Below are 13406 nucleotides of genomic sequence, written 5' to 3'. Positions count from 1 at the left end.
TTGCATCCCACATAACGTTCCTGTATTCATGAACCCCGAAGAGTTGTCTGCTGAAATACTTCCCTGAACTCCTTCTCGCAGACCAAGGCTCCGAAAGGGGCCGCTGCTTGAATACTATGTTATCTGCTGTTGCTACTACTTAGAATCAGCATCTAATATATTAATCTGTTGTGTATTTTCTATTCTTAGTTTTTCTATGTGTTCATTAATCATACTTTGCCCTTCAATTGAATTGAATTGAGAAATTCTCTGACTTCATTATTTATTGTCTTTCTCCTATTCTCAATATTGCTTTTAAATGCGGCGGGGATGATTGCAGCAGTTTTCTTTCTATCATTTCAATATACCCCTCTGGGTACTCTAATAGAAGAGACACTTCATCGAAACTTATAGAGAGTTGTACCATTGAATCATCTTCGAGAAATATAATTTTAAATATCCATACTACATCTTCTAGCTTCACAGTACTGTTATATTCATTGATAATATTTGAAAATTGAATTATTGACAGTAATGCTAGCTGAACTACTTTCAAACGCTCATCATAATTACTCTCAAACTCAACTTCGAGATATGATTCATTTCCCTCTTTATAAGACTTATCTTCAATCATAATTGAATCTTTTAATTCAAACGCTCTTATTCTTGAATCAAATTGCTCATAATAAGTATTAAGATCAAATACAACAGTTTCAGGAACATACCTCAATTCTCTTTTGTATTTTGAAAATCGTATTAGTAATATATCGAGTGTTAGGTTTGTAATTAACTTTACAAATAGTCTCAAACTATAAATTTCTGCAATAACTTTATCTAGCTCTTCCAATGTAATTACTTTTCTTTTATTGTTGCTATAAGTGAAATCAATTTTTTCATTGCTACACTCATAAGAAGAATGTGCTGCAATGTTTCTCCATTGATTTATTGAGATATTCTTAAGATTTTTTGAATCAATATTCTTAAAGTATTCAAATGGAAGCATAAGCAGAGTTTCAATAATTTCGTTTAATTTCACATCTTTCACTATGTCTTTTTCATTTGATACTTGAAACGCAGAGTATAATAGATATGCTTCACGTTTCAACATGTGCTCTAAAATTTGGTGAATCATAGTAAACCTATAGGCAGTTTTCTTCCTAAAAGATAAATTTTCATCTCTTATCAGCTTTACTGTACAAATGTACTCCCAGAAAAAGTATAGTGCTTCATCACGCTTTTTAAATGAATCAGCTACTAAATCATTCATAGTTGCTAATTTTAAATCATGTGTCTCTATAATAAATTTAACTGATTCTATTAGCGATTCAATCAATATATTACTTTTATGTGGAGCTAAACAAAAGAGAAGTCTTAACAACTTATAATTGTGAAAAGATGACTTCATGTCAATTTTATATAGGGACTGAAAATAGTCTAAAATTTTCCTTGTCGTATCTTGTGATATATCAGTTAATTCTTTTGGAAAATTATCTTCTTCATATTCAAAGACTGCTTTCATTACTTGCCTCCTTATTAAAACGACACCTAACTTCTCTGGATTACGACCCAAGAATCAACTTTAGCTTCCGAGAGTTAGGTTCTTAGGTTATCAGCTGAATCAACTTCTCGAAAATTCTTCTTATTGACCAAACGTTGTTAGTCCAAATACATGAAATCTATGTTCGATGATTTCTTCTCCTTAGAGAATACTTGTATGCAATTATATTGATTTTTCCCCCCTTTATCTCCTACTCAAGTCACTATGCATGATTGTATCTCCTAATTGTATATGATCAGTTTTAGATAACGTTCCTGTATTCACGACGCTTGGCGAATGCCAAGTGTGTCCGGCTCCTGCCGGACCGAGGACGAATGTCCGGTGCGTGAATATTATGTTAGATGCTGCCTGCGTCCTTCCAAATTCTCTTAATCTTATTAATTTTTTACCACCTTTAATTTTATGTCTTCTCTCTATCTATCCACAATGCTTTTTCATCCTTTCTTCTATCTTTAAATATTTTTTCCAATCGTTATTTTTAATTTTCTCGATCCGAAGCGTCTTCCATCTTTTCTTCCCAAATTTTTATTTCTACTAGACGGAGAGCATATTTCTACAACGCGAATGGATGTTACAAGTTGCTTACATCTCAGACCCTCTCCACCTCTTTATCTTGTTCTTGTCGCTTTTCATAAATGTCAATTACGCAATTAATTCCTTCAATAAATTTATTTAACAATTCCTCTAGCAGTTCATACTTTTGTTCATTACCTAAAGAATAGATAAAACTTCCGTTATGTACAATATCATTCCTTAATTTGTGTAATACCCATAGTGCATTAAAAATTTCTGTAGAAGATTCTTTTAAACCTTTATCCATCTCCATTACTTCTTTAAGAGCAAAATTATAATAAATATCAGTGAAACCTCCATTTTTTTCATTATTATTTTTAATCTCTTTTTTGTATTTTTTCTCAACTTCTCTACGACTTAAACCAAATTCTTCAATAATTCTTACTAAAAAATATTCGCTAGTCATAGCCATATTTAATACAGACATCTCAAAGTTTCCTACTCTAAAGTAATGTAAAGCTTGTCTATATCTATGTTGGAGTATATCTTCAAGTTCCATTTCTTTATTAAAAAATCTTTTTGTATCTTGAATAGCTTGTTCAATATTCTCTAGTTTAAGAGTAAAAAATTCAGGGTTAGGATACGTTGCTTGCCAATTAAATGTTTCAACTTCAAAAGGGATTATGAAGTCTTCTCCATTAAAGATGTTATAAATCCCCCCCCCTCTAAGTGAGGAGCCAAGAATTCTACAAATGCTTGCATCACTATTCCTACATGTTTAACTACTTGATTGTATTCTTCATGGAAGTCATGAACCCCCCTGTTATCAGCAGTATAATTTACTTGTATGATTTTAGAACAGGAAGAATTCTCATTTAAAACAAATCTTATTTTAACGTCGTCTAAATGTATGATTCGATTAGATTTGAAATCTATATTGAATTTAAAGGGCATTTTAAGCTTCCATTGATAATCAGTTTTCATTTTCATTATCCTTTCGCTGGTTATTTACCTTTACTATAAATCATCAATCATTTAAGCAACAGGGCAAAAGTATTACAACACCTATCTCTGTTACAAATAATACATTTATAAATTTATCTATTCTCCAAAATTTAATTCTTATTTGGATTATTCAAACTCAATAAAGTAGAGAGTCAACCATGAATATAAATATTCAAGATCATATAGAAGAAACCTAGCGTTTAGGCACTCGCTATGGTTTTATGTTTCCTTTCTTTCAGGTTGCATATAACGTATGTACATTCCTGAAATGCCTCCGGCGACCAAGGGGCGAATGCCCCGCAGTAGAAATGTGATGTTAGGCGATGCGGACAGTTATACCCGAAAAATTCCTGACTTCAGTCTTACGATCTCATAGTTATTAGATCTTATATATTCCCATACCGGTTCTCTAAATACTTTATAAGAACTTATTACTTTACTCTTCGGATGTATAGTACATATTCGTTGATTTCCCATATCACAGACGTAAAGAAGTTCATCGTAAAAGTATATACTTTCAGGTAAGTTAAATAAGGTTCCTTCAATGTCTCCTATAGAATACAATTCTTTGTATGTTTTAAGGTTATAACATTTTATTATATTCCTTGTTGGGTAAACAACCCAAATCAGATCCTCAGAAACAGCAAAACCATAGACTGTATCAAACATATCTTGATGGATAAATTCTAGATTTCCGTTACTATCAAACTTATGAATGTCTGATTGTTGGTAGTTTGATACATAGACGGAGCCATCTAATGACCTGCATGAATCAGTTAGATTGTCCTGAAAGTAATTCATAATTTCAACATAGTATGGACCGTACTTATGATAAAAGTATTCTTGTTTAGAAATAGTATTCACCTGTGAATTGGACCACTTAGCATAACCGAGCTCTTCACCTTTTTCACCCATTAGGTGAAAATAAACCTCTTCTTCATCCTCGAATATTCCCCAGCCTCTTCTATGTATTAACTGCATTATATTCCTTCTTCCTTAAGCTCAGTTTCGCCTAACGTTTCTGTATTCATGAACCCCAAAGGGGTTGTCTGCTGAAATGCCTCTCCGAAATCCTTCTCACAGACCTAGGCTCCAACGGAGCCGCAGCTCGAATATTATGTTATGTGTAGTTATCACTCCATTGATTGACATTCTAATTTTACGCCTTCCAACCCATCTCTTTATACAATTTTCTAATCTGTTTTATAAAACTATCATCTTCTCTTCCCTTATTTATAATCTCTTCATCTGTGGTTACAGCCCACCTAAAAATTTGTTCAATGCTCCCGTAGCTACGTTTAAATCCTTTGGCCAACTTCAGTATGTTTTCTTTAGTTGGTGCAAATGATAATACTACTTTTAACTCTTCATCTGTCCAAGGTCTCCCCTTATTTTCTGTACTATACGCTTGTTTTTTCTCATATTCAAAAATCAATAATTTCGTTTTGTGGATTACTTGGTCTGTTGTTAGTTCTTCAATTCCTTCATTAATTAATTCAATTAATCTATCTTTATATTCTTTCTTTTTCATAGATTTCCCCTCCATGATCTTTTCAATAATTACACATAACGTTCCTGTATTCATGAACCCCGAAGGGGTTGTCTGCTGAAATGCTTCTCTGGAATCCTTCCCGCAGACCAAGGCTCCTTAGGAGCCGACGCTTGAGTATTATGTTAGACGCAGTTGCATTTGCTTCTTCGAGTCATAAATAAAAGCCATAGAATTCACTTCCCAATTCCTTACTTATAGCTTCTATTATTTCCTCTGTAAACTCAGTTTTCATCCTAGACAACAATATTTTATTTATCTTTTTAGAAAAATTACTTCTGATCTTTATTATGTCCCTTTCGTCTTTCGAAAGCATATGATCTGAAATTTTATTCATGTCAAGAATTAGATTTTGGTACTCCAATATCTGCTTTGCAAAAAGGTATTCCAATTCAAATCTATTATATTTTTTAAGTTTATCCAAAGGAACTGGAGTAATGTTATCTAGAAAAAAACTACTACCCAATGTTCTATCCTGAAAGTATATTTTCCCCTTTCCATTATTTATATCGAGAGTGTTATCACTAACGTAACGAGTCATATACTCAGTATTAAGCATAGATTTATCTAGTATCGGCTGATATAACTCAACCGGGGAGCCAAAAACACGCTTCCTTAACAAAGGAAACATAATTCTTTCAATACCTTTTTGTAACTCTCCAACAACCATACCCGCATAAATTTCTTCATCTGAATAACTATGATTCGTTATGTAGGGAAATCCAATTCTTCTTGAAAATAATGAGTGAGTTGAGATATTGAGAAAATAATAATTGTTAATAATTAATCCAAAACACGAAGGTTGATAATGAAATGCAGGAAGATTTACTCCTCTAAAACCTATCCCTTTCTGCGAATCATTAACTTTATATATGGCGACCATTCTATCAGCGTTTGAAACCCTTGTTGAAATAAAATGATGGGGTTGTACCTCAAAAAAGTCTGAAGTTAATGTTATATATGCAAGCCATAAACCAACTCTGACTTTATCTAACCAATCAAGAAAAATATCAATATCCATCTGGTTCAAACTCTCATCATTATCAATTTTAAGATATATTTGTTTTACTTTCCCTTCGAGCAAACTAAATTTAGAATTGCAATCATAACATGCAGGGAATACAAATGAGTCAAATGAGTAAGATAGTGCCTTTTTAGTTCTCCAGTTCACTCCTACATTAATATTTCTTTTTAAGTCCCCTGTCTCTGATATTAACCATTTGGGTATAATATGTTCTTTATTTTTATCTACTGGCTTTTCCCCACAGAATACACAGAATTTATACATAAAGATCTTCCTTTCGTGGTGTTTATTCTTTCAATGCAATTGCGTCTAACGTTCCTGTATTCGTGACGCCCAGCATATGCTGGGTGTGTCTGCTGGAATTCCTCCCTGAAATCCATCCGCAGACCAAGGCTCCCTTGGGAGCCGTAGCATGAATATTATGTTATACGAAGGATCATTTTTCTTTGATAGACTCTCTACCTTAAAACTTAAATCTTTCTTTTATCATTTCAGCTACCTGATTTGCTTCCAACCCACTGTTGTTAATCCTTATATAATTTTGTTTAGTAATCTCTCCGGGTAATGAATTCAACCTATGTTTTTCATGAGTTTCAATCAACTCAGCCTCCGACCACTCCACATTTCGTTTAGTTGGTTTATGTATCAATCTATTCTCAGTCGTATTTCGTTTTTTTCGTTCTTCCAAGTCGGCCTCTAGTTCAACCAAGTACACGGTTCCTCCTCTCGATTCAAATAGGTTTGAAACCTGCTCAATGTAGTTCCAATCACTTTGAAGATCAAATGCCCATACAAACGTAAATATGAGTCCTTCCAGTTCACTTTTGGACACTTCTTCAAAAATCTCTTGCCTGATTAGACTAACCAGACGCTTTCCGGCAGGTGTGCCGTAATCAAAAAATAGAGACACAAAATCAATAGACATGTGATTATGAAATAGTTTTAAATCTGTTGTTGCTTCTAAACATTGCCCTACTGTCATTTTCCCCACTGCTTGGGGGCCAAAGATTATAACCAACTTCATTTAAATAACCTCCATCATAAATTTCACTCTGATGATCTTTCGTATAACGTTCCTGTATTCACGACCCAGCGTATGCTGGGTGTCCGGCGTATGCCGGGCCAAGGGCGTATGCCCGCAGCGTGAATATTATGTTAGGTGATGTTCACCCCCCAACGGGTATACTTACAAGATTGGTATAGTATCTAAATTTTCATACTTGTTAAAAATAGTATAAAAACAGCTTTCATAATAATTATATGCTTCATTAAAAGTTAGTTTTAGATGTTCATAATCAATACCGTAATTGTGTTCTTTATCTCCTATCATTTGTGCTTTCTCATATTTATCATCAAAAGGGTATCTAAACATCATAGAAGACGAATCAATGCTGTCCAAGTCTTCAATAACAGTCTTCATCAATACAAGTGGGGATTTATCTTTTTTAATAGCTTTACTCAAATATTCATGAAGTATGTTTTCTGTTTTATTCCACAAAGATTTTAAACTGTGTCCTTTTAATTTTTCTTGAATTTTCTCTCTTTTCATACTCTGATCCATTAAATAATGTGTCAAAAGAATAGCCTTCAAAATCAACTCCGTTGAATGACGATACAGAAAAATGCTTGGAATAATCGCTTCATCAGCTTGCTTTGTAATATTACTTCCAATAGAACTTATTAGTAGATCACCACATTTTTTATACATCTCAGAATAAGTTTTGAATTCCCAACTTGAATAATCGCTTCTTCTCCAGTTAGGATAAGCATTTTTGTTAATGTCCGAATTTCTTTTAAATAATTCTCCCATGAAATTGCCTCCAACATATAGTTTTTTTGTGAATTTTACCTAACGTTCCTGTATTCACGACTCAGCGTATGCTGAGTGTCCGGCGAATGCCGGACCAAGGGCGTATGCCCGCAGCGTGAATATTATGTTATGCGATGCAGTTACCATCTTTGAATCAGCCTTCAAATCTGTATGTAATTCCTCTTCCAAAGTGCTTCTAATACATCTAGTTGATAGTTATGAGACATTCCATTTCCTTCTGTTACTTGATTCCAAAGTTCCTTTTTATCGTTCAATAAATCAGGCTGTTTCTGTATTATACTTACAGCCTTTATTGCATATCCTTTATTCTTTGAGTCTTTTCTTGAATTATAGATTCCTGTAGAAACACCTTTTACATAACCTTCTTCGCATAAGCCTAGAAACGCATTCTTAGGGCATCCTTTTTTTTGCTCCCCAAGTTTCCTCACCAAATACTTCTGCCGTGGCAATTTCCCATGCTTTAACAGGCGAAATACTAATGTTTTGATGTATCAATTCTACGGCTCTAATAGCCGCTTGGTTATACTTACTCATACGATTCCCTCCTTAATACTTTCTAATCTACTTCTGTAACTGTTTCGCATAACGTTCCTTTATTCACGACGCCCAGCGAATGCTGGGTGTGTCCGGCTGTTCCTGCCTCCAGAAATCCCTCTGCCGGACCGAGGGCGCATGCCCGATGCGTGAATATTATGTTAAGTTGAAGTTACCGACCTCTTTGAAATTCTATCTAAGTACTTATTATCTTTACATACGTCCTTACTGAGTCAGACCCAGCCTCAATATTTTTATCATTTGTTTTATTCTCAATTATTTCTAGCCCATTAAAACATGCGTTTTCTTTGTACCATTCAATTAATTCAATTAGGGGTATACTTTGTTCTACCACACTCGTATCTTCATAGTAAGAAGCTAATGTAATTATAAATGTCGGCGCCAGAGCGTCGGCACTTAAGTAAAATACAAATTCCTTATCTGTATAATGCTTTTTAAGATATAACTCTACTTCTTGCTCAAGAAAAGAAAACGCTTCTAATAATTTATCTGATGGTACTCTATCCTTCTTTATAAGCCTATTAAATCCATGAATATAAATAAAATTATGACTTTCTTCAATGCCAATTAACTTAGGATCATTTGAAAATAAAAAAACTGGCGAAGTTATTATTTTAGTGATTTCTCGGTATGCCTTCTCAGCATGTTTTTTTAAGTAATCTAGAATCAAGTTCTTACCCTCTCTTTGGTAATTTCACTTAACGTTCTCGTATTTACGACGCCCAGCGAGTGCTGGGTGTGTCCGGCTGCCTCTGCTTCCCTGAGATCCCCCTGCCGGACCGAGGGCGTATGCCCGATGCGTGAATATTATGTTATATGCTGCCTGTGTCCTTCCAAATTCTCTTAATCTTGCACGTTTGTTCCTTATCTTAATTTTATGCTTTCTCTCTGTTTTTTCACAACCTCTTTTTTAGCACTGCTCTATGTTTTCCTATCTTTAGTCCTGTTTGAAAATCTTCTTTCTGTCCTTTCTTCTTCTACATTTACCTTGGCCAAAGCGTCTTCGTGCTTCCTGTTTCCCAGATCGAATCTTATACTTAATTTTTCCTCTGTTTTTAACCTTCTTTTATCTTGTTTCTTAGACGTCTTTTCCCTTTGCGCCTTAAACAAAAAGCGCCGAAATGGCACTCGGCGCCCACTCATTTGTTCTTCTCTATGTTTCCCCTGTCTTTCAGGTTGCATATAACGTTCTTGTATTCACGAACCCTCACTGGCTTAAGGAGCGAACGCGCCGGGTCCGACGGACTTAGCCAGTGCAGGGTTGTCCGGCAGCTTCCACTCCCCCAAAATGTCTCTGCCGGACCGAGGGCGAATGGCCCGATGCGTGAATATTTTGTTATCTGATGCCAATGCCTTCTTGATTAACTTTCAAATGTTGCTTTGACTCGTTTTGAGTTTTTAAAATACAAAATCCATATTGATCCAAAAATAATTGTAGAGATTAAACTTGGGAGTTCATCTATTTTGTTAATTGTGAGAATGAAGTTTAAAAATCCAAATATTATAGTGATTATTTCAATTTGAATTATTATATTTGGTCCTTTCCTTTTCTTCTTCAATATAAGCACTAGAGAAACAATAATTAAGACTTCAGAAAATAAATATATTCCGACAGAAATAGTTCTAGCAAGATTCCAACCAATTGTTCCAACTAACATATAAATATAAAATTCGAAATAAAGACCTATTAAATTACTTATAAGTAGATAAAAAGAATAGATCACAAAGAAAAGCAGCCCGCCTTTAATTCCACTCATACTATTCTGAGATAATTGCATTATTGGCTCCTTAATTTTTGTCTTTTATTTGCATTGAGCATTGGTTTCAGAAAACGTTTCTGTATTCATGAGCCCCAATAGGGTTGTCTGCTGAAATGCCTCTTCGAAATCCATCCCGCAGACCAAGGCTCCAACGGAGCCGCAGCTTGAATATTATGTTATACGACGGAATCGCTTCTAGACTCTGCCCTCACTATTGATTTTCTCTAGGTACATATTCAATCAGATCATATAATTTGCAGTTAAATGTACCCCATAACTTTACTTATAAGCTATTTTCATGGTCTATATCCAATTCTAGCCCAATGATGCCTTAGATATTTAATATTTATTGGTATTTTAGAATCTTTAATAGCTTGACCATTAGATTCTATTATCTGATTTATTGGACTATGATAATAAGATAGTCTTTCAATATCTATAGAAACAGATAAGTTATCATCTAAAGTAAATAAGCCAATTTCAAATGCTTTATCATGAAATAAGCAAAGGCACAATCCATTGGATGTATCTCCTCTTGATTCTGAATTATCAGACCATCTAGCAATATGAGCTCCAATCAGAAAACTGCTATCAGCAACTTCACAATTTGGAAAACAACAAATATGATTAAAATTATCGCGAACATTTTTAGAAAAATTACTTTGCCCTATTCTAATAGGTAGAGTTTTTTGACTTTCATATGTATTGGACTGATCAATTACCAATCTTTCTCTAACAGTAGTATTAATATTACTGTTACTAAATAAAATGTTGTATAATTCTGAATCCACTTCAGATAGATATGCCCCATTTTGTCTACGTAAATTTCCGTTTTGAATTACATAAAATAAGAGTTTCTTTTCGTCTGAACTCTTAGCTTTATTTACATTGAAATAATACATCAATTGATTTTCTTTTTGAGTAAAAAGTGTACTTAATTCGATTGTCTGATCAAATGGTTCAAATTTTTTCAAATTCACTCTATAAAAAGTATCAGCGTAACTCCAATTTGGTCCAGGATCAGGTGGTCTTAGTGTTGTGGTAAAGCCATCTGTTTCAGCAATTGAATGTCCGATGAATTTAGAATTTGAGTCTCCTCTTAAATGTAAGATAATATCCCCTTCTTTTACTCGCATTAAACTATCCCAATATGCCCATATACGTCTGGTATCACCTACTATTTTATATGCTGGTGACCAAAGGCATTTTGTAAATCCCCATTCTCCTCCCCCATGTACTTCGTCCTTTGACATCTCTATCCAAATCATAACCCTAGCTCCTTTATGAAATATTCTCAGGTTGTAATTCATGCGCCCTCGCTAGCTTTAGGGGAAAAAATTAACGTAATACATGCAGTCAGCAAACCGTACATCTGTTTTGCTCTGCTTCTCTAAACCAGAGTACTCAGAACTTTGATGTACAATAAAATTACTCGGTTCTTTCGGATAACGTTTCTGCATTCATGTACCCAATGGAGTGGTCTACTGAAATACCTCTCCAAATCCTAATTCGCTGACCAAGGCTCCAAAGGAGCCGCTGAATATTGTGTTATACGATGAAATTGCTTCTCGAATCTGCCTTCACTATTGGTTTTCTTTCGGTACATACTCAATTAAATCTGATAATTTGCAGTTAAATGTATCGCATAGTTTGAATAAGGTTTCCAGCTTTGTTGTTTCTATATTCGTTCCCCTATACAACTTGTTGATTGAATTCCGACTTAAGCCCGATTTCGCCATCAATTCTGTTATATCATCTATTCGATGTTGTGCCATGAGTTCTCGTATATTGCACTTGATTACGTTCATCTTTTCCCCTCCATAGTTCTATCTTATCTTCCAAATTAGCAATCATCAACGAAAAGCGAAGTTTTAACTCTATAAAGTCAAATATTCACCTTGTAATTAACTTTATAAGGTTATATAATAACTCTATAGAGTTAATCAAAGGAGGAATAACATATGATTAATACATTAGAATCATTAACAGAGCCGCTTATAAGAATACGTTTAGAATTACTCTATACTGAGCTTCTGGAGTGTCATAAGGAGTACACTCAGCTTTCTTCGGAGACAGATCAATATTTCAAAACGCTTCGTGATGCTTTGCCCGATCAACTTCAACATACGGTTTTTCTTTACGAAGACGCCCAAATTTCTCTCCAATCCATCCTAGAAAGAAGTATCTACATACAAGGTTTCAAAGATGCTCTACAACTATTCAGTGAATTGCAAAATTCTAGTATTTAGAGGGCCATATGACCCTCTTTTTCTATTGTTTTTGATTCTGTCGTCTAACGTTCCTGTATTCACGACTCGACGCATGTCGGGTGTCCGGTGAATGCCGGACCAAGGGCGTAATGCCCGCAGCGTGAATATTATGTTATATGAAGTCCCTTACTTCTTTGAAATACTACCGTATCTTTGATGCTGATGGTTTATTAGTTCTCCTAGCATCAATAATAATTGTATTAATTATAAATTTGAAATTACTACTTATTTCATCAACTTTTTCTATCAACTTATCTATGTTTTTCTGTTCTTCATCGTGCATTAATATAACAAGATAATACGCGTGATCAACTTTTTCTGATTTCATATATTGAACTGTTTGATTTTTCAATCCTTTAATAAGGTCATTGGAAGCTAATTTAATTTCTACTAAAGCTCTAAAATCATTACCAAAAGAAAATTTAAAATCAACTGGTCCTCTCCCCGTTTCAGCTTCTGGAGTTATATCAATATTATTATCTTCACAATATATTCCACTCATAAAGTGGAAAAGTTGCTGTGCACTTTTTTCTTTCTTTGCAAGATCATTATCATTCCATAATAGTTTATAAGCATCTTTAAGAGTAATTGAATGCACATAATAGTTAACAATACTTTCAATATGATCTAAAAAATCTTCTTGTGAATGAATAGTTTTTCTATTTAAAACTTTAATATTGGCAGGGTAAAGAGAGTTTTTAATGCTGCGATATCCTTCTCTAATATCAGTCGGCATTAAATCAAGATACTCATCAAGATCAACATCTCGATTTTCCACAAAGTTTATAGGGTTTTCAAAAAATTCGTTCAGATAATCTGCTACCCATAAAAAATCATGATCTTGAAATAAAATGTCTAAATAGAATTCTATATTGTCTGGATTGCTCAATATATACTCGTCTTCAGTTATATCTTCCTCATGAGTTTCTTGCACTACTTTTCCTCTTTCAGTTAATTCAATATTGGTCTGGTGTAAAACTCGATACAATGCAAATTCATGAATCGGTTTAAGATGGTGTAAGTATTCATCTCTTGTCCACGCATCTAGTTCTATCATTGTTTTTATACATTTCCCTTCATCCTCAATCCATATCATCGGTGGGAATAATGAACGAAATCCTTGTTCAGGTCCTAGATCTCTATAAAAAGTCATATAAATATCTAAATAGTCGTTAATTCTTTGATTTACTATAATTCTTGTGTTTTTCTCTAACTCACAAAAAATATTAATCATTTTGTTCTCCTTATACTATTTAATTAGGGATTTCATATAACGTTCCTGTATTCACGACCCGACGTATGTCGGGTGTCCGGCGAACGCCGGACCAAGGACGAATGTCCGCAGCGTGAATATTATGTTAT

Annotated in this window: 16 protein-coding genes; 1 reads left to right on the top strand and 15 read right to left on the bottom strand. The window is 34.1% G+C overall.

The genetic code is table 11. The features are described 5' to 3' along the window. Window positions 1-262 precede the first annotated feature (262 nt). The 14 genes from MHB54_RS21470 to MHB54_RS21405 all read right to left on the bottom strand — a co-directional run bounded on the left by MHB54_RS21470 (window position 263) and on the right by MHB54_RS21405 (window position 11582). A complete protein-coding gene (locus MHB54_RS21470) occupies window positions 263-1498 on the bottom strand; it encodes a hypothetical protein (RefSeq protein WP_340981983.1) in 1236 nt (411 codons plus the stop codon). A 628-nt stretch (window positions 1499-2126) separates the two neighbouring features. Beyond that, window positions 2127-2537, bottom strand: coding sequence for a hypothetical protein (locus tag MHB54_RS21465; RefSeq protein ID WP_076157300.1), 411 nt, complete (start codon window positions 2535-2537; stop codon window positions 2127-2129). Window positions 2538-2731: 194 nt separating this feature from the next. After that, complete coding sequence (locus tag MHB54_RS21460; protein ID WP_340981981.1) at window positions 2732-3034, bottom strand: hypothetical protein; 303 nt, start codon at window positions 3032-3034, stop codon at window positions 2732-2734. 354 nt (window positions 3035-3388) lie between these two features. After that, window positions 3389-4036, bottom strand: coding sequence for a hypothetical protein (locus MHB54_RS21455; RefSeq protein ID WP_076157306.1), 648 nt, complete (start codon window positions 4034-4036; stop codon window positions 3389-3391). Between the two features lie 178 nt (window positions 4037-4214). Then, window positions 4215-4586 carry a hypothetical protein gene (locus MHB54_RS21450; RefSeq protein ID WP_076157310.1) on the bottom strand — a complete coding sequence of 124 codons (372 nt, stop codon included), beginning with the start codon at window positions 4584-4586 and terminating at the stop codon, window positions 4215-4217. A gap of 172 nt (window positions 4587-4758) precedes the next feature. Beyond that, window positions 4759-5892, bottom strand: a complete 1134-nt coding sequence (locus tag MHB54_RS21445) for a hypothetical protein (RefSeq protein WP_076157313.1) — start codon at window positions 5890-5892, stop codon at window positions 4759-4761. Window positions 5893-6091: 199 nt separating this feature from the next. After that, complete coding sequence (locus tag MHB54_RS21440) at window positions 6092-6652, bottom strand: AAA family ATPase (protein WP_076157317.1); 561 nt, start codon at window positions 6650-6652, stop codon at window positions 6092-6094. Between the two features lie 162 nt (window positions 6653-6814). Further along, complete coding sequence (locus MHB54_RS21435) at window positions 6815-7438, bottom strand: hypothetical protein (protein ID WP_076157320.1); 624 nt, start codon at window positions 7436-7438, stop codon at window positions 6815-6817. A gap of 161 nt (window positions 7439-7599) precedes the next feature. Continuing rightward, window positions 7600-7887 carry a DUF6979 family protein gene (locus MHB54_RS21430; RefSeq protein WP_218639110.1) on the bottom strand — a complete coding sequence of 96 codons (288 nt, stop codon included), beginning with the start codon at window positions 7885-7887 and terminating at the stop codon, window positions 7600-7602. Next, window positions 7850-7993, bottom strand: a complete 144-nt coding sequence (locus tag MHB54_RS21425; protein WP_218639111.1) for a DUF6979 family protein — start codon at window positions 7991-7993, stop codon at window positions 7850-7852. Before MHB54_RS21425 ends, MHB54_RS21430 begins: the two co-directional genes overlap by 38 nt. A gap of 196 nt (window positions 7994-8189) precedes the next feature. Further along, window positions 8190-8684, bottom strand: coding sequence for a hypothetical protein (locus MHB54_RS21420; RefSeq protein ID WP_340981972.1), 495 nt, complete (start codon window positions 8682-8684; stop codon window positions 8190-8192). A 691-nt stretch (window positions 8685-9375) separates the two neighbouring features. Beyond that, window positions 9376-9792 carry a DUF2569 family protein gene (locus MHB54_RS21415; RefSeq protein ID WP_075154548.1) on the bottom strand — a complete coding sequence of 139 codons (417 nt, stop codon included), beginning with the start codon at window positions 9790-9792 and terminating at the stop codon, window positions 9376-9378. 278 nt (window positions 9793-10070) lie between these two features. Continuing rightward, on the bottom strand, window positions 10071-11042 hold the full coding sequence (locus MHB54_RS21410; RefSeq protein WP_254347551.1) for an HNH endonuclease: 972 nt from the start codon (window positions 11040-11042) through the stop codon (window positions 10071-10073). A 315-nt stretch (window positions 11043-11357) separates the two neighbouring features. Continuing rightward, entirely contained in the window at window positions 11358-11582 is a 225-nt protein-coding gene (locus MHB54_RS21405) for a helix-turn-helix domain-containing protein (RefSeq protein WP_029515467.1), read from the bottom strand. A 153-nt stretch (window positions 11583-11735) separates the two neighbouring features. Here MHB54_RS21405 and MHB54_RS21400 point away from each other — a divergent pair, with 153 nt between their 5' ends. Continuing rightward, the gene (locus MHB54_RS21400) at window positions 11736-12023 is read left to right on the top strand and encodes a DUF6809 family protein (protein WP_029515468.1); all 288 of its coding nucleotides are present in this window, start codon (window positions 11736-11738) and stop codon (window positions 12021-12023) included. Between the two features lie 163 nt (window positions 12024-12186). Here MHB54_RS21400 and MHB54_RS21395 read toward each other — a convergent pair whose 3' ends face one another. After that, window positions 12187-13278 (bottom strand): hypothetical protein, encoded by a 1092-nt coding sequence (locus tag MHB54_RS21395; RefSeq protein WP_340981965.1) that lies wholly within the window; start codon window positions 13276-13278, stop codon window positions 12187-12189. Window positions 13279-13406: the final 128 nt, after the last annotated feature.

This window comes from Paenibacillus sp. FSL M7-0802 (genome assembly GCF_038004945.1).
Taxonomy (GTDB): domain Bacteria; phylum Bacillota; class Bacilli; order Paenibacillales; family Paenibacillaceae; genus Paenibacillus; species Paenibacillus polymyxa_B.
Note: the sequence above shows the minus strand (reverse complement) of the source record. Positions and strands in the feature narration are given on the sequence as shown.